26 protein-coding genes are annotated in these 23,955 nt (G+C 38.2%); 19 read left to right on the top strand and 7 right to left on the bottom strand.

The window, feature by feature from the left end; all coding sequences use genetic code 11:
- Positions 1-80: 80 nt before the first annotated feature.
- The 7 genes from CYK55_RS11725 (at position 81) to CYK55_RS11695 (ending at position 6,895) form a co-directional block, all read left to right on the top strand.
- A complete protein-coding gene (locus CYK55_RS11725) occupies positions 81-2,120 on the top strand; it encodes a BglG family transcription antiterminator (RefSeq protein ID WP_126134355.1) in 2,040 nt (679 codons plus the stop codon).
- Positions 2,117-2,398 carry a PTS sugar transporter subunit IIB gene (locus tag CYK55_RS11720; protein ID WP_034687147.1) on the top strand — a complete coding sequence of 94 codons (282 nt, stop codon included), beginning with the start codon at positions 2,117-2,119 and terminating at the stop codon, positions 2,396-2,398. The genes CYK55_RS11725 and CYK55_RS11720 overlap by 4 nt, the downstream gene beginning before the upstream one ends.
- Positions 2,399-2,426: 28 nt before the next feature.
- Entirely contained in the window at positions 2,427-3,791 is a 1,365-nt protein-coding gene (locus CYK55_RS11715; RefSeq protein WP_034687145.1) for a PTS ascorbate transporter subunit IIC, read from the top strand.
- A 12-nt stretch (positions 3,792-3,803) separates the two neighbouring features.
- On the top strand, positions 3,804-4,661 hold the full coding sequence (locus tag CYK55_RS11710; protein ID WP_034687143.1) for a transketolase: 858 nt from the start codon (positions 3,804-3,806) through the stop codon (positions 4,659-4,661).
- A gap of 3 nt (positions 4,662-4,664) precedes the next feature.
- Positions 4,665-5,612 carry a transketolase family protein gene (locus CYK55_RS11705; RefSeq protein ID WP_034687140.1) on the top strand — a complete coding sequence of 316 codons (948 nt, stop codon included), beginning with the start codon at positions 4,665-4,667 and terminating at the stop codon, positions 5,610-5,612.
- Positions 5,613-5,969: 357 nt separating this feature from the next.
- Positions 5,970-6,236 carry a hypothetical protein gene (locus CYK55_RS11700; RefSeq protein WP_034687136.1) on the top strand — a complete coding sequence of 89 codons (267 nt, stop codon included), beginning with the start codon at positions 5,970-5,972 and terminating at the stop codon, positions 6,234-6,236.
- Positions 6,237-6,481: 245 nt separating this feature from the next.
- Positions 6,482-6,895 carry a hypothetical protein gene (locus CYK55_RS11695; RefSeq protein WP_235186260.1) on the top strand — a complete coding sequence of 138 codons (414 nt, stop codon included), beginning with the start codon at positions 6,482-6,484 and terminating at the stop codon, positions 6,893-6,895.
- Between the two features lie 279 nt (positions 6,896-7,174).
- Here CYK55_RS11695 and CYK55_RS11690 read toward each other — a convergent pair whose 3' ends face one another.
- Together CYK55_RS11690 and CYK55_RS11685 are read right to left on the bottom strand one after the other, a co-directional pair.
- Positions 7,175-7,843: a DsbA family protein gene (locus tag CYK55_RS11690; RefSeq protein WP_034687135.1), complete on the bottom strand. Its 669-nt coding sequence runs from the start codon at positions 7,841-7,843 to the stop codon at positions 7,175-7,177.
- Positions 7,844-7,957: 114 nt separating this feature from the next.
- Positions 7,958-8,533: a CYTH domain-containing protein gene (locus tag CYK55_RS11685; protein WP_034687134.1), complete on the bottom strand. Its 576-nt coding sequence runs from the start codon at positions 8,531-8,533 to the stop codon at positions 7,958-7,960.
- A gap of 130 nt (positions 8,534-8,663) precedes the next feature.
- On the opposite strand from CYK55_RS11685, the gene CYK55_RS11680 reads away from it, so the two are divergent.
- The 4 genes from CYK55_RS11680 to mgtE are packed head-to-tail and all read left to right on the top strand — an operon-like array spanning position 8,664 to position 12,424.
- Entirely contained in the window at positions 8,664-9,368 is a 705-nt protein-coding gene (locus CYK55_RS11680; protein ID WP_034687131.1) for a GTP pyrophosphokinase, read from the top strand.
- Positions 9,346-10,143, top strand: a complete 798-nt coding sequence (locus tag CYK55_RS11675) for an NAD kinase (protein ID WP_010734258.1) — start codon at positions 9,346-9,348, stop codon at positions 10,141-10,143. Before CYK55_RS11680 ends, CYK55_RS11675 begins: the two co-directional genes overlap by 23 nt.
- Before the next feature lie 2 nt (positions 10,144-10,145).
- The gene (locus tag CYK55_RS11670; protein ID WP_034687129.1) at positions 10,146-11,045 is read left to right on the top strand and encodes an RluA family pseudouridine synthase; all 900 of its coding nucleotides are present in this window, start codon (positions 10,146-10,148) and stop codon (positions 11,043-11,045) included.
- 17 nt (positions 11,046-11,062) lie between these two features.
- Positions 11,063-12,424 carry a magnesium transporter gene (mgtE, locus tag CYK55_RS11665; RefSeq protein WP_034687127.1) on the top strand — a complete coding sequence of 454 codons (1,362 nt, stop codon included), beginning with the start codon at positions 11,063-11,065 and terminating at the stop codon, positions 12,422-12,424.
- Between the two features lie 58 nt (positions 12,425-12,482).
- Here the strand turns inward: mgtE and CYK55_RS11660 are convergent, their stop codons facing one another.
- Entirely contained in the window at positions 12,483-13,124 is a 642-nt protein-coding gene (locus CYK55_RS11660; RefSeq protein ID WP_034687125.1) for a copper homeostasis protein CutC, read from the bottom strand.
- A 193-nt stretch (positions 13,125-13,317) separates the two neighbouring features.
- Between CYK55_RS11660 and CYK55_RS11655 the strand changes: the two genes are divergently transcribed.
- The 4 genes from CYK55_RS11655 to recD2 all read left to right on the top strand — a co-directional run bounded on the left by CYK55_RS11655 (position 13,318) and on the right by recD2 (position 18,451).
- Positions 13,318-14,175 (top strand): methyltransferase domain-containing protein, encoded by an 858-nt coding sequence (locus CYK55_RS11655; protein ID WP_034687123.1) that lies wholly within the window; start codon positions 13,318-13,320, stop codon positions 14,173-14,175.
- Positions 14,176-14,404: 229 nt separating this feature from the next.
- Positions 14,405-14,908: a tRNA (uridine(34)/cytosine(34)/5-carboxymethylaminomethyluridine(34)-2'-O)-methyltransferase TrmL gene (gene trmL, locus CYK55_RS11650; protein ID WP_034687121.1), complete on the top strand. Its 504-nt coding sequence runs from the start codon at positions 14,405-14,407 to the stop codon at positions 14,906-14,908.
- Positions 14,909-15,232: 324 nt separating this feature from the next.
- Positions 15,233-15,886 carry a histidine phosphatase family protein gene (locus CYK55_RS11645; protein WP_034687119.1) on the top strand — a complete coding sequence of 218 codons (654 nt, stop codon included), beginning with the start codon at positions 15,233-15,235 and terminating at the stop codon, positions 15,884-15,886.
- An 18-nt stretch (positions 15,887-15,904) separates the two neighbouring features.
- The gene (gene recD2, locus CYK55_RS11640; RefSeq protein ID WP_034687117.1) at positions 15,905-18,451 is read left to right on the top strand and encodes an SF1B family DNA helicase RecD2; all 2,547 of its coding nucleotides are present in this window, start codon (positions 15,905-15,907) and stop codon (positions 18,449-18,451) included.
- Between the two features lie 118 nt (positions 18,452-18,569).
- Here recD2 and CYK55_RS11635 read toward each other — a convergent pair whose 3' ends face one another.
- Positions 18,570-19,574, bottom strand: a complete 1,005-nt coding sequence (locus CYK55_RS11635; protein ID WP_126134354.1) for a diacylglycerol/lipid kinase family protein — start codon at positions 19,572-19,574, stop codon at positions 18,570-18,572.
- 702 nt (positions 19,575-20,276) lie between these two features.
- Here CYK55_RS11635 and CYK55_RS11630 point away from each other — a divergent pair.
- Positions 20,277-20,780, top strand: coding sequence for a QueT transporter family protein (locus CYK55_RS11630; RefSeq protein ID WP_019722317.1), 504 nt, complete (start codon positions 20,277-20,279; stop codon positions 20,778-20,780).
- Between the two features lie 124 nt (positions 20,781-20,904).
- Here the strand turns inward: CYK55_RS11630 and cbpA are convergent, their stop codons facing one another.
- Complete coding sequence (gene cbpA / locus CYK55_RS11625) at positions 20,905-21,549, bottom strand: cyclic di-AMP binding protein CbpA (protein ID WP_034687113.1); 645 nt, start codon at positions 21,547-21,549, stop codon at positions 20,905-20,907.
- A 158-nt stretch (positions 21,550-21,707) separates the two neighbouring features.
- On the opposite strand from cbpA, the gene rpmG reads away from it, so the two are divergent.
- The 3 genes from rpmG to CYK55_RS11610 all read left to right on the top strand — a co-directional run bounded on the left by rpmG (position 21,708) and on the right by CYK55_RS11610 (position 23,100).
- Complete coding sequence (gene rpmG, locus CYK55_RS11620; RefSeq protein ID WP_005878997.1) at positions 21,708-21,860, top strand: 50S ribosomal protein L33; 153 nt, start codon at positions 21,708-21,710, stop codon at positions 21,858-21,860.
- 17 nt (positions 21,861-21,877) lie between these two features.
- Positions 21,878-22,048 carry a preprotein translocase subunit SecE gene (secE, locus tag CYK55_RS11615; protein ID WP_034687112.1) on the top strand — a complete coding sequence of 57 codons (171 nt, stop codon included), beginning with the start codon at positions 21,878-21,880 and terminating at the stop codon, positions 22,046-22,048.
- A 152-nt stretch (positions 22,049-22,200) separates the two neighbouring features.
- The gene (locus CYK55_RS11610) at positions 22,201-23,100 is read left to right on the top strand and encodes a helix-turn-helix domain-containing protein (RefSeq protein ID WP_034687111.1); all 900 of its coding nucleotides are present in this window, start codon (positions 22,201-22,203) and stop codon (positions 23,098-23,100) included.
- Between the two features lie 65 nt (positions 23,101-23,165).
- Here CYK55_RS11610 and CYK55_RS13545 read toward each other — a convergent pair whose 3' ends face one another.
- Complete coding sequence (locus tag CYK55_RS13545) at positions 23,166-23,327, bottom strand: hypothetical protein (protein ID WP_164546251.1); 162 nt, start codon at positions 23,325-23,327, stop codon at positions 23,166-23,168.
- Between the two features lie 4 nt (positions 23,328-23,331).
- Positions 23,332-23,817, bottom strand: a complete 486-nt coding sequence (locus tag CYK55_RS11605) for a hypothetical protein (protein WP_034687109.1) — start codon at positions 23,815-23,817, stop codon at positions 23,332-23,334.
- Positions 23,818-23,955 lie beyond the last annotated feature (138 nt).

The following is a 23,955-nucleotide window of genomic DNA, read 5'->3' as shown; positions in this document are numbered from 1 at the left end:
GGAAAAACACGAGTCAAATTGGGCCAAAGCGTGATAGCGTTTCCAACGGAAAGTCATTATAGTTGAAATGGGGGACGGGAATGATCAATTACCGCTTGAGTTATCTGTTTGAGGAAACGAACAGACAAAAATTGATAAAACTGACGAACTTGGAGGAAGAGACTCTAAAAATAGAATTAACAAAAATCAATCATTTTTGTGAAAAAAAGCTAGGGCAAAAAATAAATATCTTTGGAGAGGAGGTACTGATTCCAGAGGTGATTCGACGACGATGGTCTGAAGTCCTCTTTGAAGTATCAAAACAGGAACTATATTTTTCTGAAGAGGAAAGACAAGCCATGATCTATCTTCTTGCCTTTTCGATGGTTGATGATCTATCTGTTTATTATTTTCAAGAATTATTCAATGTAAGTAAGAATACAGTTTTAAAAGATGTCAGAAATTTAAGAATGAAACTCCAAGAAGAAGACATTCGCCTGTTTTATTCGAGAAAAAAAGGCTTCTACCTAGATGGCGCTGAACTTGATGTTCGCCGCGTAGCTTATTCAACTGTGGGAGTACTAACAGACACCAAGAACGGCCACTGGTTACTTTTTGAGGGGATCTATGGCATTTCTAGAACGAATTATGTTGTGGTGAGAGACCGCCTGCTTCGTATTTTAGAGGAATTTGATTTAATTATCGTTCCTAGTCGTTTTGAGGAAATGTTGTATTTTATTAGTTTTTTATTGTCACGGATCACAAAAAAAGCAGTTTTTCTAACTGAAAAAGACAAAGAGATGCTGACCTCTTTGAATGTCTATCAAGCAAGCAAAAAATTTTTAACAGATTTTGGTCAAATCAAAAATCAAGTAGAAGAAGAATGCTATTTGACTGTGCTTTTAAAGACTGTCTTACAAGGTGATATTGAGGATCATTCTGTAGAATTTTTATTGGAATGTGCAAGAGAGGTCATCCATGAGATGGAACGTTTATCCGCTGTCCGGTTTGTTGACTACCGGAAATTATTGATGAATTTCTTTTATCATCTTGTTCCCGCTTATTTTCGTATCCGCTATCGATTCACATTGAATAATGTGTTGATCGATGAAATCAAAACCCAATATAGAGAATTATTTGAATTGACTCGTTTAGCGCTTTATCCGCTCAAACAATTAGTTGGCGAGATTCCGGATACAGAATTTGGTTATTTTACGATTTTATTTGGTGGAGAGATCAGAAAGCAAAAGGAACGACACCATTACCAACGATTAAAGGCGATGATCGTCTGTCCTAGTGGCATCAGCTCTGGCTTGATCATGGAATCGGAATTACAAGAGCTATTTCCACAAATCGAATTTTTGCCGGCACGATCAACAGAAGAATATCAGATGCTTCGTTTTTCGGAAGACATTGATATGGTGTTTTCCAGTGTCCCACTAAAAACACCGGTGACCAGTTATGTTGTGAAACCCATCATGACTCCTTTAGAAAAAAATGAATTAGTTAAAAAGGTCCAACAAGCATTTTATGTTTCAGAAAGAGGTGTGCATTCGATCGAAGAAATTTTGGAAGTGATTTTTCCATATATTGATTTAAAAGAAGGAATGACAAAGAGGAAACTGCGACAGATCGTCGAGAGAAAAATAAACAAAGAATTGAATAGAAGGGAAGATCAACGGCCGATGTTATCAGAATTATTAACAAAAGAAACCATATACTTTACGGACAAACAACTGACATGGCAAGAAGCCATCACCGAGGCAGCTCAGCCTTTGTTAACGACTAATAAAATCGAAGAAAAGTATGTGGGGGCGATGATTGAAAAGGTCATTGAACATGGGCCTTTTATCCATATTGGAAAAGGAATTGCTTTGCCTCATGCACGACCAGAAGATGGAGTAAAAGAAATTGGGATGTCATTACTGAAGGTAACTGATCCAGTCTTATTGAGCGATGATGAAAAACATCCAATCCAATTATTTATCTGTTTAGCAGCAGTGGACAACGAGATGCACTTGAAAGCTTTAGCTAGCTTGACGAAAATTTTGTCGAATAAAGAACGTTTAGCGTCATTACTCGAAGCGAAAGATGTAGAAGAAATCATCCATGTGATCAAAGAAGGGGAAGATGAAAAATGAAATTTGCAGCAGTATGTGGTTCAGGATTAGGATCCAGTTTTATGGTGGAGATGAATATCAATTCCGTATTAAGTGATCTAGGGATAAGTGGAGTGGAAGTTGCTCATTACGATCTGGGAAGTGCAGCACCAGAATTAGCAGATGTCTTTTTTATCGGTAGAGATTTAGCAGATAGCGCACAACATTTAGGCGAAATCGTTGTGTTGGAGAGTATCATCGATCTAGATGAATTGAAAGAAAAAGTAGCTGAGACATGTAGAAAAAAAGGATTACTATAAAAAAATTTTTTGGAGGGAGGAAAAATAAATGAATAGTATTTTAGATCTATTGATCGATATTGCGAGTACACCAGCAATCTTAGTGGCATTGATTGCTGTATTGGGTAATATGTTGCAGAAAAAAGATGTGGCAACGACTGTTAAAGGCGGAATCAAGACCTTTGTAGGATTTCTGGTTGTGACAGCTGGTGCAGGAGTCATAGAAAGTTCGTTGGCGCCATTTGGAGAAATGTTTCAAGTCGCATTCAATATGCAAGGAGTTGTTCCTAATAATGAAGCGATCGTAGCGTTAGCTCTAACTACCTATGGAACATATACAGCACTTATTATGTTAGCGGGGATGGCATTCAATATTTTGATTGCGAGAATCACTCGGTACAAATACATTTATTTAACAGGACATGCAACGTTATACATGGCATGTATGATTGCAGTCATTTTAAGTGTAACAGGAATGAGTACGTTTAGTCTGGTTTTATTCGGTGGGTTAGCGCTAGGCATTTGTAATACAATTTTTCCAGCAATCGCACAACCGTTTACACGTCAAATCACAAAAAATGACTCTGTAGCTTTAGGTCATACAGGGAACTTTGGCTACGCATTGAGTGGCTTAATCGGTAAGTATGTTGGAAATAAAGAAGAATCAACAGAAGACATCAATTTTCCTAAAGGGTTATCTTTTTTACGGGACTCAACAGTAAGTATCACGATTACGATGGCAATCGTCTATGTGATCGTAGCGTTGTTTGCCGGAAGTGACTATATTACTACCACATTGAGCGATGGCACGAATTATATTATTTATGCTTTACAACAAGCGGGGTCATTTGCCGCAGGTGTTTTTGTGATCTTAGCCGGTGTACGTTTGATTTTAGCTGAAATCGTTCCTGCATTTAAAGGAATCTCTGAAAAATTAGTACCGAATTCGATTCCAGCGTTGGATTGTCCAATCGTGTTCCCTTATGCACCAAATGCTGTATTGATTGGCTTTTTAACAAGTTTTGTTGGTGGATTAGTTAGTTTAGTGATCATGGTCTTTGCTGGGACAACAGTGATTATTCCTGGCGTAGTTCCTCATTTCTTCTGTGGCGCGACAGCCGGTGTTTATGGAAATGCCACTGGGGGCGTACGTGGTGCGGTCATCGGTTCCTTTATCCATGGGATCATCATTAGCTTCATGCCGATCTTGTTGATGCCAGTAATGGGCGATCTTGGATTCCAAGGTTCAACTTTCTCAGATACAGATTATGGTGTTTCAGGGATCTTTTTAGGAAACTTAGCAAATATGGGCGGACAAATTGCAGTTATTTCTGGTGTGGTCGCTGTACTTGCTGTTTTGATCGGTTTGACACTTTTAAAGAAAAGTAAAAAATCAGATACAGTCGCAGAGTAAGGGGGGATTATTTTGACCATCAAGGAAGAGCAGCTAAAAGAACTGGAATTATTAGCAACTAAAATACGATTAGATACATTGATCAGTATCAAACATATGGGGCAAGGACATTTAGGTGGTTCATTTTCGATCGTTGAGTTGTTAGCCGTCTTATACGGTAAGCAGATGAAGATCGATCCTAAAAATCCCCAATGGGAAGAACGTGATCGGTTGGTCTTATCTAAAGGACACGCAGGAGCTGGGTTATACAGTGCTTTAGCAAATGTTGGTTATTTTGACAAAGAATGGTTACTGACGATCAATGAAGGTGGAACAAGACTGCCTTCTCATCCGGATTGCAAAAAAACACCTGGTGTTGATGCAACTACAGGTTCTTTAGGACAAGGGACTTCAATAGCTGCGGGGATCGCTACAGGTTTTAAGCACGCTAACAAAGACAACTATGTGTACTTGATTGTGGGAGATGGAGAGTTGAATGAAGGCCAATGTTGGGAAGCATTCCAATATATCGCTCATTTTAAATTAAACCATTGCATCGTGATCATCGATGATAATAAGAAGCAATTAGATGGAGAAACAAAGGACATCCTTGACCCGTTCGATTTACAGAAAAAAATGGAAGCATTCGGTTTCTATACTTTAAAAGTAAAGGGTTCCGATATACAAGCGATTGATGCTGCAATCAACGAATGTAAAGAAGTGACTGATCAAGCAGTTTGTCTGGTACTTGATAGCGTTAAGGGGCAAGGGGTTCCGTATTTTGAAACTTTAGCTGCCAATCATTCCGTGAAATTCAATACGGAACAAGTCAACCAAGCAGCAGATCAAGCAATCCGAACATTAGAAGAAAAAATCGAGAGGATGCGATAAGGGATGTTCCATTTAACTAAATTGACAGTAATCGAAAAAGAATTACGAATTTGTGTCGTAGAAACCATCAATGAATTGATGGAAAAAGATGAGAAAGTCATTGCGTTAGATGCTGATCTAGGTTCTGCAAGTGGTTGGACAGCGATTGGAAAGGAACATCCTGACCGCTTTATCAATATGGGAATTGCCGAAGCAAATATGGTTGGCGTTGCAGCAGGATTAAGTTTGACAGGGTACACGCCATTTATCCATACTTTTGGTCCATTTGCGACACGCCGGGTATTTGATCAACTGTTTATTTCAGGTGGCTACGGCGGGAATACCATCAATATTTATGGTTCAGATCCGGGATTTGCTGCAGGGCACAATGGGGGAACTCATACGACTTGGGAGGACGTGGCTTTAATGAAAGCCATCCCTTATTCCGTAGTATGTGATGCGGCAGATGACGTACAAATGGCATGGATCATCAAAGAATTTCATCAAATGTCAGGAATCCATTATGTACGAGGAAATCGTAAAGGCGTCACGCCTGTTTATGAGAAAGGTTCAACATTTGTATTAGGCAAAGGAAATGTTTTGCGTAAAGGGACGGATTATCTGCTGATTGCAGCAGGGCAACTCGTTTCTGAAACATTACAAGTCGCTGAACAATTGATGGAACAAGGAATCAGCTGTGAAGTGATCGATATGTTTACCATCAAACCGATTGATCGAGAGTTGATCCTCAGTGAAGCAATTGGCAAGAAAAAAATCGTAACCATTGAGAATCACTCGATTACTGGCGGCTTGGGTAGTTCAGTCGCTGAAGTTCTTGCAGAAGAAGGGATTGGCGTTCCTCTGAAACGAATCGGTGTCAATGAACGCTTTGGTCAAGTTGGCACACCAGATTTCTTGCAACAAGAATTTGGGTTGGATGTTGCTGGGATAAAAAAGCAAATGATGGAATAAGTCAGCGTGTTGACTACGATCATTTGATAGCGAAAAGGAGTAATGAAGGGGCAACCCTTTTTTACTCCTTTTTTGAGTTGATGATCCATTAGTAATACAATGGATTTGTATAAGGTGAATATTATTGTCTTATGTTATAAATGTGAGGAGATGAAGAATGTTGATCAACGAATAAGGAGATGATCTATGAATGTCTACAGCTTTTCTAATTAGAACGAAACATGTACATATATTCTTTAGGATTTATTATTTAGAGGTAAAGAGGATTTCTGGCTAGAGCATAAAAAAATTTTATTGACCGATTATGGAAACAAAAAGAGAAACTCGATCAATAAACACTAGGTGGAGGAACAGAAATTGTCGAAATCAACAAAAAATATCCTTATCGTAGGAGTAGGTGTTGCTATGTATTTATTTACTGCGTATGTTTATAAGTATGTGAGCGTGTTTGCAGAGCCATTGGATCAATTGTATCAATCGGATTCTGCCATTGTTCAAGGGTTTGCCAATTTGATGATCTTGCTATTATTTACTCCCGCACTAAGAGTCATTAGTCTTCTTATATGCTTGCTTTTGTTAGTTGTTGTCAATAAAAAAAGAAAGACGAATCATTCTGCTGTTTAAAGAAGTTAGTGTGGCAGTGTGTATCATTTATAACTTAATAGAAGTAATTAGAGAATTGTAGGTGTTTCAAATAGCCGACGATTCTCTTTTTTATATAGTTGGCACACAATATATTTTTATGTTTAATAATAAAAATAAAAAACATGAAAAAATTCATAGTAAATTTACTAAATAAAAAAAATGGCATACTGTGTTCAACAAATCGATTTGTATCAAAATAAAAAAAGGGGAACAAGAAAACGAAAGTGATCACAAAATTAATGGTAGGAGCATTTGTAGCAACGGCATTAGGAGTAGTCGGAGGAAGTCAAACAGTCTCGGCAGATTTGGATCAAAACATACCAGGTTCTAATGTCGCGGACGCCTTTAAAAATAAAGTGGTGAGAATTGAAAGTGCAATGGGTTTGGGAAGGCCGTTGGATTTGGGTCAATCTAATCTTGACCAAGTAATCATGTACAATAATATTGGCTCATGGAATCAAAAATGGCATATGTTTTATAATTTTGCTACTGAGAGGTACACTTTCTCAACTGATCCTCATCAGTTCAACGGATTTATCAAATCAGCATCCTTCTCTGTATCAGAAAGATCTTTTGATAGCAAAGGAAATCCAAGAATTGCAACGTCAAGGTCTCAATTCAAATGGGTGATTGTATAAAGTAGGTGTAGGTAATCTTTTAGGTGATGGACTTTTTGTATTACAAAATATTGAAACAGGTAAAATACTGGATATTGAAAATGGCACTCCTTCACAAGGTCAGAAATTAATTGCTACCGAAGGAGAGGGGCGTGGTACGTCAAGTCAAAGATCCGTATTCATGGGGTAGGAAATGTTTAACCATATACAATATATCTGATTTAAAAATAGTAAAAAAGACATAAAACAGTTTACCTTGTTTTGTGTCTTTTAATTTTGTGTGATACACACATCTATTATTTAATTTGAAAGCAAAGATAAATGGCTATTTCCGGAATGAAGTTGTGGATTCGTTGCGTGCAATGGATGGCTTTCAAACAGCTGATAGCTGTCTTCTTTGCCTTGACAGATCGCCATGATTTGGCGAACACTGTTCATGCCTTCAACTAATACTCCAAAATTTTGTTCACGATTATAATTATAAACAACAGCAGATGGATGTTTCTTTATTCCCATTTCACGGGCCATTTTTTGGTCTGAGAAAAATGCTTCTTTGACAAATTCAGATTGGCGATCTTCTTTGAACATGTCTAGATCTCCAATTTCTGAAAAAATCGATTCAGAAAGCTGTTGAGAATATGGAATTTTTTTACAACTGACTGCTTCTTGTAATCGGCTAAGAAATTGTCTTCCTTTTTTCTTTCCTTGAAAATGCGCAGCTTTGCAATCTAATGCGGCTGAATAAGTAATGGAAAATAGTTTGTTGCGCTCTTCAAGATTAGTTTGAGAAATCCCGTTAGTCTGCATGACATCCCCGATTGTCTGCAAGTTAACTAGTGGTAGAAAACGAAATTGTACTTTGTCTTTTGGCTTCTTTCCATATTCCTCATCAATAAACTGAACGAGCTGTTGCTCTAAATGAAAGCAGTTTTTCCCCAATGGATTAACAAAAAAATAGATTTCGATCATACGAATCTCCCCCAAATTAGATTCTATGCAAATCATGAATAATATTCACAACGTATAACTTACCAGAAAATCCCGAAAAAATGAACTCATGAGCCTTGTGAAAATGATAGAGTTCTAATTTTTGGCCTCAAACATTCGTTGGATTTTATTTTTTGAAGGATGATAAGGAATTCCTTGACGTTGAAGGAAGTGCTCAAATGCTACTTTTCCACTGGCAGCATCAGTGACTTCTAATTCTAATTCATAGTCGTGAAGTTGTTCCCCCCAACTTTCGTCAATGGCTAACAAACCTTCATCAATAGGAAATTCAACACGCTTAGTCGTCAGTTCTCCGATTTTAAACAATTGATTGGAATCGATCGATAGCTCATGAAGTTTTTTTAAAACACCGCCCGTTTGTGGTAGTGTCTGTTCCTCGATCATTTTAGTGGCTTCTTGGAGTGTGTAGGTGTCTGTTGTTTCCAATTTTCCTTCTGTAGCTGGCGTTTTTAATGTGTACTCCGCATAAGTATCTAATAAGCGGATACGTAACCCACAACCACGCTGTTTTAATTGGAAATCAGGCGTGTCATAATAAATATTGGTTTGGATATGGAAGGATTCCTTTGTAAGTTGATAGTGCGAAAGCAAACGCGTGTAATCTTCCTTAGCTAGCAATGTTTTAAATTCGATCTCTAACATTTCAGTCATTGGCTTCGCCCCTTTTCTTTTATTTTGCCTAATTTTTTGTTTTTGGTCAACTTCAAAGACAGAAGGTGCAAAAAAACTATGTTTATATGTTAGAATATCTATGAATGTTAACAAAGTAGAGGTATAGATTATGGAACGAGACTGGGAAGAGTTTTTAGCACCTTACGAACAAACAGTATCAGAATTAAAAGTAAAACTAAGAGGAATACGTAAACAATTTAGAGAACAAAATCGCCATGTCCCAATCGAGTTTGTGACGGGGCGGGTCAAACCGGTAGAAAGCATCGTTACCAAGTCTCAATTGCGTCATATCCCAATGGCGCGTTTAGAGGAAGAAATGTCAGACATTGCTGGGCTAAGAATCATGTGCCAATTTGTAGAAGATATCCATCAGGTGGTTGAGATCATCCGTAACCGAAAAGACATGAAAGTATTACAAGAGCGAGATTATATCACCAATAAAAAAGCGAGTGGATATCGCTCGTATCATTTAGTGATCGAATATCCAGTCCAATTGATCAGTGGCGAAAAGAAAATCTTAGCAGAAATTCAAATTCGAACGTTAGCGATGAACTTTTGGGCAACGATCGAACATTCGTTGAATTATAAATATCAAGGTGTATTTCCGGAAGAGATGAGTGAACGATTACAACGTGCAGCTGAAGCCGCGTATCAACTCGACGAAGAAATGTCGAATATCCGTGAAGAAATCCAAGAAGCACAACGGTTATTCTCACATGGCAGAGGCAAATCTGAAGATGCCTATTATCGCTCATTGATCAATCAAGAGAATAAACATAAGGAGGCAAAAGATGAAGGTAGCGATCGTTCATAACAAGGAACCAAAAACATTAGCAGTCACCGAACGATTGAAAAATCTTTTGGCTCAAGCAAATATCAAAATTGACGATCAGCAACCAGAGTTAGTGATTTCAGTTGGTGGGGATGGGACGCTATTAGCAGCGTTCCATCAATTTAGCCATGCTTTGAATGATGTGCGTTTTTTAGGCGTCCATACAGGACATCTAGGCTTTTATACGGACTGGCGGGACTATGAATTAGAAGAACTAGTCGATAGCCTGAAAACTAATCGTGAACAAAGTGTCAGCTACCCGTTGCTGGACGTTCGAATCAGCTATTTAGATGATAAGCCTGATCAACATTTTTTTGCTTTGAACGAGTCGACAATCAAGCGTTCTAACCGAACGATGGTAGCAGATGTGTATATCAAGAACGAACTATTTGAAAGCTTCCGTGGTGATGGTTTGGCATTATCTACGCCTACCGGATCGACTGCTTATAATAAGAGTGTTGGTGGGGCTGTGATCCATCCAAGTATCAATGCATTTCAATTAGCAGAGATTGCTTCATTGAATAACCGCGTTTTTCGTACGCTAGGTGCGCCGATGGTCATTGCTCAAGATGAATGGGTGGAAATTCGTTTAGAGAATACCGCAGATTATTTGGTGACGATTGATCAATTGGACGTTTCAAAAAATAATATACGAGCCATTTATTATCGGATTGCAGAAGAAAGAATCCACTTTGCTTCTTATCGACATATGCATTTTTGGCACCGTGTGAAAGATGCCTTTATTGGTGAGGTTTAGCAATGGAATTTACATGGATCTATGAAAAAGAGCAAGCGCAACAAGTAAAATATTTTTTAAAAGAAAAAGGGATCTCCAAAGGGCTACTAGCGAAAATCAAGTTTCAAGGCGGTACGATCATGGTCAATGATCAGGTTGAGAACGTCTTGTTTTCTTTGGCTCAAAATGATAAGGTAACCATTGTGATTCCAGCAGAAGGCGAGCATGAAACGGTTCTTTTAGACGAAACACCGATCGAGATCGTTTATGAAGATAAACATCTCTTAGTCGTCAATAAACCAGCTGGAGTATCCTCGATACCGGCACAATACCATCCTAACGGTACGATGGCGAATCGAGTGAAAGCTTATTATAAACAACAAGGCTATGAAAATCAGGTGATCCACGTAGTGACTAGACTAGATCGAGATACTTCAGGATTGATGCTTTTTGCAAAGCATGGTTTTGCTCATGCAAAATTGGACGTACAGCTTCGCGAAAAGAAGTTCGTCAAAAAATATCAAGCCTTGGTCAGTGGCGATGTGGCTACGTTGAAAGCGCATGGGCAGATCGATTTACCAATTGCTCGTGATATGACATCATTATTAAAACGCAAAGTTTCTTCTACGGGGAAAAGCGCGCAAACGGAATACTGGTTAGAAAACAGATCAGCAGAGATTGCACTCGTTGATATTCAATTGCATACGGGGCGTACGCATCAGATCAGAGTGCATTTTTCTGCGATCGGGTGTCCTCTTTTAGGCGATGACATGTATGGGGGAAGGATGGATCAAGACATAGCTAGACAGGCGTTGCATTGTTATGACTTACAGTTCTATCATCCGTTCACAGAAAAATTATTAGCATTCAAACAGCCTTTAGCAAAAGATATGGCAACAATAGTGAAACGATTTGAAGATTAAGGTGAGGTGAGATTGGTTTGGACGAAAATCAAGAATTAGAGGAAAGATTTGCCCAGTTAGCTCAAGCTCTAAGAGAAAACAATATTCAGGATTTTAGAAATAACTTCTTGGAGATGCATATCTACGAACAGGGGCAATTCTATCAATCCCTTAAGGAAGCAGATCGTCAACAGATTTATACCTATCTTTCGCCAAAGGAATTGGCGGATATGTTCGATGTCATTGAAGAAGATAACGAATATATGAAGGAATATTTAGCAGAAATGCGTCCTAGTTATGCTGCGGAAATGCTCTCAGAGATGTATACCGATAACGCGGTCGATTTGTTGAATACATTGGATAAGAAACAAGTGGCGAAATATCTTAGCTTGATGACAGCAGAAGATGCGAGTGAGATCAAAGACCTCTTGCATTATGAAGATGAAACGGCTGGGGCGATCATGACGACCGAATTTATTTCGATCGTTGCGAACCAAACCGTTCGTTCGGCGATGTATGTCTTGAAAAATGAAGCAGATGTGGCAGAAACAATCTATTACATTTATGTAGTCAATCAAGACAATCAACTCGTTGGAGTTATCTCGTTGCGTGATTTGATTGTCAATGATGATGATGCGATGATCTCTGATTTGATGAGTGAACGGGTATTATCTGTTCACGTAGGCGATGACCAAGAAGATGTGGCACAAACTTTCCGTGACTACGACTTTCTTGCGTTGCCTGTCACGGATTATGATGATCATTTATTAGGGATCGTGACTGTCGATGATATCATCGACGTTATCGATGATGAAGCAGCGAGTGACTATTCTGGATTGGCGGGGGTCAACGTCGAAGAAATCAATGAGAATCCAGTGAAATCAGCTTCTCGTCGCTTACCTTGGTTGATCACTTTATTATTTTTAGGTATGTCAACTGCCTCTTTGATCAGTCATTATGAAGAATTGGTCAGTGAAGCAAGTATTTTAGCTGTCTTTATTTCTTTGATCACAGGGACGGCTGGAAACGCCGGTACACAATCGTTAGCGGTCGCTGTACGTCGCCTGGCGATTTCAGATGAAAAAGATCAGGGCTTTGTTCGGTTGATCGTGGCGGAAGTGTTGACGGGTTTAGTGACCGGTGCTGTGACTGGCCTAACGATCTTCTTGATCGTAGGATTTTGGAAACAGAACTTTATTCTAGGTTTTGTTATCGGTATTGCGATGCTGTTTGCAATCACAGTGGCAAATCTTGCGGGAAGTTTGATCCCAATGTTGATGGATCGTTTAGGTTTTGATCCTGCCGTTGCAAGTGGGCCATTTATTACCACTTTGAGTGACTTGACCAGTGTATTGATCTATTTCAATATTGCTTCGTTGTTTATGGGGTATTTTATGTAAGGGATAGATGAAAAAAGGCGAAGCTTCTCTTGTCTGGGACAAGGAAGTTTCGCTTTTTTTACTCAGACAAAGGAACGATTTTTGTGCCGTGGACTTCGTGGACTTCTAAAGTATCAGCAACTACTTGTGCATTTTCTGAAGTGATACCACCACCAGGTAAAATGATGATTCGTCCGTCTGCATGAGCGATCAACTGTTTTAAGTGTACAAAATTATTTTCGATGTTTGTACCGGCAACACCGCCATGTGTCAAGATACGATGAACGCCATGTTCAACCAACCAATCGATGGCTTCGTATTGACGTTCTTGAGGAATTGCGTCAAACGCCATGTGGAAAGTGATCTGTAAGCCTTCTGCGGAGTCGATCAAGACTTCCAGTGCTTCTTCATCTAACCAACCAGAAGGAGTCAAGCAACCGATCACTACACCATCAGTTCCTAGTTTTTTTGCTTCAATCAAGTCAGTGTGCATGATTTTCAATTCGATATCATTATAAACAAAATCACCACCACGTGGTCGGATGATCGTCATGACAGGTACATTTTTTTCATTAGCGTAGCTCAATACTTCTTCAATGACACCAGTACTTGGTGTAGTGCCACCTACTGCTAGGTTGTCACATAATTCGATCCGATTTGCTCCATTTGCGATGGCTAACGGGATCGATGTATAATTCTCCGCACAAAATTCTTTGATCATATTTTTGCTCCTTTATTATGTCTACTTTTGTTGAAATTATACCATAGTTTTTACAGTTGCTAAAGCGCTCTTCAAACGGTAAGATGAAGGGGATAGCATGATAGACAATATCAGATGACGAATGTTTTTAAAGAAAGTTTTTTATCTTTATATGACTATCTCACTACGTATTTTAAAGGAATGAATAATCACTATGTTAAAGAAAATAGACCAGAGTCGACTATTTTTATCAGAGAATGCCCAAATGTTCCGTTGCCCGTTATGTCAAGAATCCTTTTTATCGACCACGAATGGGCTTATTTGCCAAAAGAATCATCGTTTTGATTTATCTAAAAAGGGAACGTTGTATTTTTTATCTCACGCAATCAAGACCGAATATGATCAAGGGATGTTTGCTCCAAGAAGACGAATGATCCAATCAGGTATGTATCAACCATTGATCGAACAGTTAGCTAAGCATCTACCAAGTGATGCGACCGTCCTAGATGTCGGTTGTGGAGAAGGGAGCTTTTTGGCGGCCATCGATCAATTACAACCATTAAAACAAGCAATTGGCTTTGATATCGCGAAAGAAGGTGTCTATGCAGCCACTGAACAGCCGATGCAAGCATTTTGGTGTGTCGCGGATTTAACGAATTTGCCTTTTGCGGATCAACAATTTTCGACGATATTGAATATTTTCTCGCCTTCTCACTATCAAGAGTTTCAGCGAGTACTTGCAGATGACGGCATGGTATTAAAAGTCGTTCCACAATCAGGCTATTTAAAAGAATTACGCCAAGCTTTTTATCCAGATCAGCCAGAAAAACACCACTATTCTAACGAACGTGTTGTTGACAAATTCATGGAATCAATGGTGTCAGTGGAACGTCAACGTGTGACGTATGAATTTACGATTCCTGAACAAAATCGCCGTGATCTCTTGGCAATGTCGCCACTGGAATGGCAAGTAGCAAAAGAAATAAAAGAGGCGCTGATGGAAGAACCCCTTAGAAAAATTACAATTGACGTAGAATTGTTAAAAGGAAATAAGAGAAAACGATTCCAATAAGAATATTATAGAGTTAAGGTTGCAAAAATCGTTTAATGGTGATATAGTAGCAACAAGTTGTTTTTTCATTGGTTTTTATCAGGTTCCTGTTCTGATAAAAGATAGTGAAAAGAGCTTCACTAACGTAACGACTCGCAGTGACTGACACCGAGTTGATACGTTTTTTTTTATGCAAAAATCAAGATTTAGTCTAAAATGGATTTCACATATACATGAGAGGATGAATAGTATGAACCACATCGTTTTATTTGAACCTTTGATTCCAGCAAACACAGGAAACATTGCACGAACATGTGCAGCGACCAACACACCGTTACACTTGATCGAACCTCTAGGATTTTCAACAGATGATAAACAGCTGAAACGAGCGGGGCTTGATTATTGGCATGATGTGGATATCACGTATCATGCAGATCTACCAGCATTTATGGCTTATTTAGGCGATAGAAAGTTACATTTGATTTCCAAATTTGCGAATAAAGTATACAGTGATGAAGACTTTGCAGATGGTGAAGAGCATTTCTTTTTGTTTGGGAAAGAAACAACTGGATTACCGGAATCCTTTATGCGCGAGCATGAAGAAAAATGCTTACGTATCCCTATGAATGATACACACGTCCGTTCATTGAATCTATCGAATACAGCGGCAATGATCGTGTATGAGGCATTGCGTCAACAAGGTTTCCCAAATTTAGAGTTAACACATCATTACGAAAATGATAAGCTAGACTAAAGGTTGTAAAGAGAGGTTTCGCTCCTAATAAGAAGATGAAGTTGAGAAAATAGTTTCTCTTGTTGCTCAACCTTCGTTTTGCTAGAGTAGGAGCTTCCTTTTGCATCCCCTTGATCGAGGGTGTGGCTGAAGTATATTTCGTGAACATCGCTGATCGAAAACAAGACTACATAAAGGATAGCACAGTTTTTTTACAATCGATTTTTAGCGATATTCAATTGGCGAAAGCCTCTATTTTTTAGAAACAAGCTTTTCTACAAGGTCCAACGGGAAAATCCTATATGATAGTCTATATACAAGTACGGAGTGAGGAGTCTAACATCTATGGAACTATACTTTACAAGACATGGTAAAACGGAATGGAATCTTGAAAGACGTTTTCAAGGAAGCCAGGGAGACTCACCGTTGTTACCTCAAAGTTATGAGGAAATCAAAGCATTCGGCCAAATGGTCAAGTCTGTTCCTTTTGAAGCTATTTATTGCAGTACGGCAAAACGTGCAAGAGATACAGCAAAAGGGATCAATCAAGAATTGGACCATCCGACAGAAATCATTTATACAGATAAATTAAGAGAATTAGGTTTAGGAAAACTAGAAGGACAGTCGATCGAAGAGATGTACAAAAAATTTCCAGAGAACTTACCTAATTTACGAAATCATTTAGATAAATATGATCCAACACCTTTTGAAGGAGAACCAATCACCGAAGCAATCACGCGGATCGAAGCAGTTGTTGCGGATGCAGTATGTCAACATCAAGGGCCTATTCTATTTGTAGGACATGGTGCCTCTTTAACTGCTGCGATCCAGTGGATGACTGGTAAAGAATTAAGTCAGTTACGAGAAATGGGCGGTTTATTCAATAGTAGCTTGACGATTTTAGAAACAGGAGAACCAAACAATCTGTTACCATATGACCTTAAAGTATGGAATCAGGTGGATTTTTTAGGTAATGGACAGCCAGAGCCTTTACTATAAATAAAGGAGGCGGCCTCGATGGAGCCAGAAGAAATGCCTTATTTTGTCGGCACAGTTGCCGCTATCTTTTTTCAAAATCCTAGTAATTTTTATAAAGTATTGCTCATCCAAGTCAGTGAAACAAGTGTTGATTATCGGGAAAAAGAAATTGTCGCAACCGGTAGTTTCGGCGATATCCAAGAGAACGAAGTGTATCGTTTTTATGGTGAGCTAGTTGATCATCCCAAATATGGCAGACAGTTGAAGGTAGAGCGTTACGAACAGGAAAAGCCGACGACAGCCAATGGGATCGTCAACTACCTATCAAGTGACAAGTTTCCCGGTATCGGAAAAAAAACCGCAGAGAAAATCGTGGAACTGCTTGGTGAAGACGCGATTGAAAAAATCATCGAAGATCCTGCGCAATTGCAACAGATTTCAGGTTTAACGAAGCCAAAAAGAGAAATGATTGCTGAAACGATCCGTTTGAATCATGGCATGGATCAAGTGATCATGGGGTTGAACCGTTACGGATTTGGGAGTCAATTAGCCTTTAGTATCTATCAAGCTTACAAAAATGAAGCGTTGGATATCATTCAAGAAAATCCTTACCAATTAGTCGAAGAGATTGAAGGAATCGGCTTTAAACGTGCAGATAATTTAGCTGAACAAATCGGCATTGCAGCTGACTCGCCACGACGTATCAGAGCAGCGATCTTGCACCAGATTTTCCAACAGGCGATCCAAACCGGTGATACCTATGTACCTGCTGAATCTTTATTGCAGCAGACGATCAAAATCTTGGAATCAAGTCGTCCAATCGAAATCGAACCGGATCAAGTAGCGACTGTCATTATTCAGTTAGTGGAAGAGGGAAAGATCCAACAAGAAGAAACGAATCTATATGAAAATAGTTTGTATTTTTCTGAATGGGGGATTGGCAATTCGATCCAACGCTTGTTGAGTCGAAAAAAGGAAATCAAGTACGAACCAAAAGAAATTAAAAAGAATATTCGGCGAATTGAGAAAATGTTTGGTATCCAGTATGGGGATTCACAAGAAGAAGCGATTTCTGAAGCGATTCGCTCACCACTATTTATCTTGACTGGTGGCCCAGGAACTGGAAAAACTACAGTGATCAATGGCATCGTTCATCTGTTTGCAGAGCTAAACGGCTTAGATCTTGATCCAACGAAATATACACAAGAGATTTTTCCAATCCTCTTAGCTGCACCTACAGGACGGGCAGCTAAACGGATGAATGAAACGACTGGCTTGCCAGCTAGTACGATACACCGGCTTTTAGGTTTGAATGGTCGTGAGAAAACCCCTTCAATCAGTACGAAAGAATTAGACGGTGGCTTATTGATCGTCGATGAAATGTCGATGGTTGATACGTGGTTGGCCAATACACTGTTCAAGGCGATCCCTACGAATATGCAAGTGATCTTAGTAGGGGATAAAGATCAGCTGCCATCAGTAGGTCCTGGGCAAGTCTTGCATGATCTATTAGAAATCGATCAAATCCCTAAAATCGAATTGAATCAGATCTATCGTCAAGGCGATGGTTCAAGTATCATTCCTTTGGCTCATGAGATCAAAGAAGGAAGATTGCCTGAAGATTTTACGAAAAATCAAAAGGATCGCTCTTTCTTTGCAAGTGATGCGTATCAAATCGAACCATTGATTTCTAAAATCGTGGAAAAGGCGAAAAACAAAGGATTTACTGCACAAGATATTCAGGTGTTGGCACCGATGTATCGCGGTGCCGCTGGTATCGATGCTTTGAATAAAATGATGCAAAATATTTTCAATCCAGGCGGTGGGAATCGGAAAGAAGTTCACTGGAATGATACAGTTTATCGAATCGGAGATAAAGTACTCCATTTGGTCAATACGCCAGAATTAAATGTGTTCAATGGTGACATGGGGGTAATCACGGGAATTGTTTTAGCAAAAGATTCGGAAGATAAGGTGGACGAACTCGTCATCCAATTTGATGCCAATGAAGTGAGTTACAAACGAAATGAATGGAATAAGATCACCCTGTCTTATTGTTGTTCGATCCATAAATCCCAAGGTAGCGAGTTTAAGATGGTGATTTTGCCAATGGTCCATCAATACCAACGAATGCTCCAACGGAATCTGTTGTATACAGCGGTTACTCGTAGTAAGGAATTGTTGATTTTGTTAGGGGAAGAGCAAGCATATTTGACATGTGCAAAAAACGAATCCGCAGTGCGATTGACGACACTGAAGAAGCGGATTGAAGACAATGAAATGACTCTTAATCTGCGTACGAAATTAGCCGCCTATGAAGATTCCTTGACAGGTGACGATCCATTTGAAGAAGGAACGTATTCGGCAGCCATTGAACAGGTGTCTGAGCCAACAAAACAAATAGAGGGCCGTAAAGAGGCGACCGACAAAGCGCAGGAGGTTTCGCTTTTTGCCATCGAAGAAGAAAAAAATGAAGTGAAAGAAGCTGAAACACCAAAATCACCTGATAATTACATTCTCACAACCGAAGCTGTGGAACAGCAATGGATTGATCCAATGATTGGTATGGAGAACATCCGACCATAAACAGCCAACATCAGTTGGAGGGGTGAAGTATCAGCAAAGAAAAGACACCCGAAACGCTAACGTTTCGGGTGTCTTTTCTTTGGAAAGGTAGCTGCTCCATCTGAAGGAGCTCCACAGATCAAGAGGTTGACTGTTCCTCCCTCATTACTATTTTTTCACACCACAATAACTGTGTTTTATTTGTTAGTTGTAAATCAAACGATTGTTTTTCTAAATCTTCCCCATCTTCTTGACCATATTGGGGAATAGTAGAAACAATTCTAAGTTTGCTTGTTGTATAGTGATGGAAATACTTCGAGTGCATTTGCTTCTTCTGTAATAATAAAAGAAGCAACCAAGCAATTTTAAATAGATTTACTCGTTCGACAACCACGAAGTCGATAGTTGGCTTGGTTACATCTGCAGTAGGAACAATCGATACTCCGCCACCGAAATAAGGATGATTGGTTGCCGTACATAGAAAGGCTTTTTTAAAATTCACACGTTTCCCACCAATATCTACAAGAATCGGAAAGCCTTTTTGTGAGAAAAGAACATATAATAAAGAAAAAATATAAGAAAGCGAGCCTAGATTATACTTATTCAATCGTTTTTTTGCATTGGAATGATTCGTAGTATGAACGATTGCTGCATCTAAACCAATCCCAAAATTATTGAGTGCCAGCCCTTCGCGATCGTTTACTTTTTCTTTATAATGCAATACATTTATTTTTTGTGGTTCTTTGGTTGCTAAAATCGTTTCTAAAGCTTTTTCTGGATCTCTGCTTAACCCAATTCCACGAGCAAAGTCGTTGCCTGAGCCGGCTGGTATGAAGCCGACAGGAAAAGATACACATAAATGATGAAACGTATTCAGGACTTGATGAAGCGTACCATCTCCTCCAATGACGATGAGAAGTGGGTACCATCCAATCGTATTAGCATCGATATCCTTTTCCCATTCAATGAGGGTATCTTCGGCTAAATGTTCCGCTATAAGAGCATCATGCCCTTTGTATTCACTATAGTGAACTGTATAGGAAAGTTTCTTTTGATCCAAAATTGGTAAAATCTTATCCGCTGTTTTCTTTCCGTTTCCGCTACCAGCAGCTTGGTTGATTAATAGGTGATAATGAAAATTCATTTTTTCCTCCTGGAATGCACCAAAGTATCGCATATTTGAGTTGAGAAAACAAGTCTTGTCGGGCTCCTTCCTGAGTTCTCATTAACATACGATAGCAAGGCGACATAGTCAAAAGGGGAGCAAGCAGTGTCAGATTTAATCAACAACTGTGAATACTTGTGGTTTTAGTCATGTAAATAGATCAACGATGCTTCACTAGATCGTCTCACCATAAGTAAGCAGTGGTTGAATAATAGAGTCAACCAGTGAAGGTTCAACAAAGCATCTCGTCATTATTGTCAAAAGAATGACAATCTTGGTTATTATAGCAGAGGTTTGGGGAAATGAAAAAGAAGTTAAGCTAGAAAATACAATAAAGAACAAACGAAAAAACGTAGGTAAAAGATAGAAACAAAGAATGGTCTAGGGAGTATTAGTCAACAACGACCCTCATTTTTTTGATAAGAAGAGTGCGATTCCTTTATCTATCAAGCCTCAATCTCTCAACGATGCTGTTCAATAAGGTCTTGTGCTAACTACTTGAGGTGTCTTGCTGGTTTTTATTTCTTTTATTTTTTATAACAATCTTTTCAGGTTAAGGTAAAAATGCTGAAATGGTGGGGTGGAGGGAAGGTTGTAATCTAGAATTGTTATGTTATAATACGCCTTGCGGTTCATCAACCATCCCGCATTAACAAAACTAGGAGAAATGAGGAATAGAATATGGAGAGAACAAAGAGTAGGCAACGACTGATGGTAGTCGTTATTAATGGACTGATCATGGCCTTATATCTAGCGTTAACGATTTTGGTAGCACCTGTGTCTTCGGGTCCAATCCAATTTCGTATTTCAGAAAGTTTGAATCATTTAGTTGTATTCAATCGAAAATTATTATGGGGTGTCTTAGGTGGCGTGATCGTTTATAATGCCATTTATGGTTTTGGTGTCATGGATGTGATTTTCGGTGGTGGTCAAACACTACTTGCATTAGGACTAACTGCACTTATCCAAAATAAAGTGAAAAATGTCAAAGTGCGCTTAGCATTAAATACAGCGTTCTTTACAATCAGTATGTTCATGATTGCGTATATGTTAGTACCAACTGGCGGTCAAGCGTTTTGGACAACGTATGGTACACTTGCGTTAAGTGAATTTATCGTCATGGCTGTTTCTGCGCCATTGATGTATTATCTAGACCAAGCAGTGAAATTCAACGATCGTGTATGATTGTTTGTAATAGAGTAAAAAAGCCAGAAATTCCAAAAGTCTTAAATGATTTTGGGATTTCTGGCTTTTTTGAAATATGATTTTTCGAAAAATAGTTAGTAAATATCAACCATTAAACAGGTTTTTATTTATCAGCATCTTGTAAATTTTCAATTTCGATCACTTTGTAATTTTTCTTTTCTAAGTGATTGACGATCGAATCACAGACACTTTTTTCTGTATGGGCGGGTAGAGTGATCAAGGTACGACGGATGTATTCATCTTTTTCGATGTCCAAAGTGATACAACTAGCAATGCTACTATATTTTGCGATAATCTTTGAAATCGCCGCTAAATCGCCTTGTTTACCTGTTGAAGCAATTGTCAAGACGTAGCTTCCTTGTTCTACACTCCAAGATTGAGACAACATACTCAATAACGTGCTGTGTGTCAAAATGCCATAGAAGTGGTTTTGATTGTCAAGTACAGCGATGTATGGAAGCTCCTTGATCGTAAAGAATACTTTAAAGAAAGAGGTATCCAAATAGATAAATTTCGTTGCGTTTTTCAATAGGTGAGTGACCGGTAAAGTCATATCGCCGCCGTTTGCTTTGTGGCGATAGATGTGCATTTTATAAATGTTCCCACGGAAAATATTTCCGGAAGTATCAAGGATTGGTACACAACGGTAACCGGATGTTTCTAAAATTTCTAGTGCTTCTTCTAAGTTGCTCGTCTCAGAGACAGTCGTCAAATCTTTTTTTTTGTAAACAAGTGTTTTTAATAGCATAGTCATACCTCCAGATTGTTCATTTTTAAAATCCTTTAAGTAATCATATCACAACTAAAATAAAAACAGTAGAGCGTACGACCACTAATTGACATAAAATAATTTACGTGATAATGTAGTATGGTATAAATTTGGTTTTCAGTGAGGAGGGGAAACGGATGGCAAAGAAAAAAGCGGCATTAGCATGTTCCGTTTGTGGTTCTCGAAACTATACGAAGTCGATTAGTGAAGGAAAAAGCGGCGAGCGTTTGGAAATCAACAAATTTTGTAAATATTGTAATCAATACACATTACATAAAGAGACAAAATAACAAGGAGGAGGCTTACGATGAAATTTCTTAAAAGTGTAAAAGATGAAATGAAACAAGTGACTTGGCCAAGTAAAAAACAATTACGTAAAGATACACTAGTCGTTATCGAGACATCGATCATCTTCGGACTAATGTTTTTCGTGATGGATACAGCGATCCAAAGTTTGTTTGCATGGATCTTGCAATAATTAATATTAATCAAATAAAAGGTGAGCTATCCATGGTTATTTATCGATTGGAAGCTCTATTTTTTTTGATAGTAACCGTGAAAATTCAACAAGTTTTTTGTGAATCATTGATCATTATTTTACTTTGCTAGTTGATAAGTAAGGAGGAACATATGGAAGTTCATGAATTATTAAAAAAAATGCGTATTGACAGAGGCATCTCTCAAAAAAAGCTAGCCGATGGAATTGTTTCGCGCGAATCGTTAGCCAGATATGAAAATGGCCAAAGTAATTTACCATTACTAGTGTTTTTAGAACTATTGGAACGACTCAATATGAATATTGATGAATTCATCTTTTATCTTGATGGTGACAGGGTCTCTAATAAAAATATGAGTTTAAAAAAAATGTTTCGTAATTTAGAACAACGTAACGGTGCAATTAGTTATCAATTAAAAAAACTAGCACAAGAATTAGAACACTCAGATGATTTAGTCGTCATGAGAAATTATCTTGTTGTTAAAACTTACAAGTGGTATGAGCAGATCAATGGGATAAAAAAATTAAATAAAAAAGATACGAGTTATCTCGAAAGATTATCCGATTATCTGGAAAAAATCGATGAGTGGGGAAGATTTGAAATGACTACCTTTGCCTCTCTCCTCTATTTATTTGAAACAAGTTACATCAAGCAGCGGTTGAAAGAAGTAGAAAAAAATGTAATGAAAAAAGGAGATTTTGAGGTTTTCCATTCTATATTATCAGGTATTTATAATAATGTGTTTTTACTGATGGTGGAAAGAGAAGAACTAAAATTAGCGAAGTATTATTTGGAAAAACTATTCGAGACTCGGCGCAGAATTATTTTTCAGCGAGAAACTGAAATATATCATCGATTTTATCAACTTTTACTTGCCCGTATTGAAGGAGAGGCTGTCAGTAAAAATTTAAAGGATTTTTTCAAAGGGTTAAAATTGATTGGTGCGACCAAGCTGAGGAATGAATTTTTAGCTGATTTACATAAATTTGAATCACAATACAAGATCGAACATACCCTTAACATAGAAGACTAAAAAAGATATTTCTTGGAAGTAAACAAAAAACCGAAAAGATAGCAAACTTTTCGGTTATTGTATGTTTATTTTGAATGTTTTTGAAAAACATCCTTTAATTCCTTGATTTCTTTTTCCAAAGATGAGACCTTTAAACTTAAAAAGAAAACAGTGATACAGCAAAGAATCAATGCGAAAGAATCTAACCAACCAAAAATCGATGCAATGAGTTGTCTTATTGTTTCCATGAGATTACCTATTATACATATAGTCATCAAATCCCATAGCAGCTGGAATCCCGAAAGCAGCGATGATTCCAGCCATGATCCAACCACCGTTGGGCTTATACTCTTTTTTTGTTAATATGCCTCTAGTATCTAATTGTCTGGCAGCATAATGGCCAGCATTGTATAATCCAGTAACGATTGTCATTGCAGCAGTAATGGTACCTAATATCACATTGATACCAACACGAGCTGTAGAGAGATAGTCAATATATTCTTGGATGATTTCTTCTTTTTCACTACTATTCAACTGCTTTGCTTCTTCAATTGTCAAACCTTTATTTGCTAAAAAAATTTTGAAATTCTCAAGAGTTGCATTAATTTTTTTGGGAGAAAACAAGTTTTCGTTTGTTGAAATTGATGATACTTCGGCAGCTTTTACAGATACGGTCGAAGGAATTAAAACATTTCCTATTGTCACCATTGCCATAAGGGAAACTATCGCTTTTTTCATATCCTATTCCTCGCTTTCTAATTTAGGGTTTCTTTACTTTAGCGATGTTTATCAATCAACGAAAATCATACTGCCAAGACAACTCAAGCCAACGAATAAATAGATACATCAGTCATCTCCTTTCATATAAATTATCTT

Source organism: Enterococcus mundtii, from assembly GCF_003957375.1.
Taxonomy (GTDB): domain Bacteria; phylum Bacillota; class Bacilli; order Lactobacillales; family Enterococcaceae; genus Enterococcus_B; species Enterococcus_B spodopteracolus.
The sequence above is the reverse complement of the archived record's forward strand: the minus strand, read 5'-3'. Positions and strand labels throughout refer to the sequence as shown.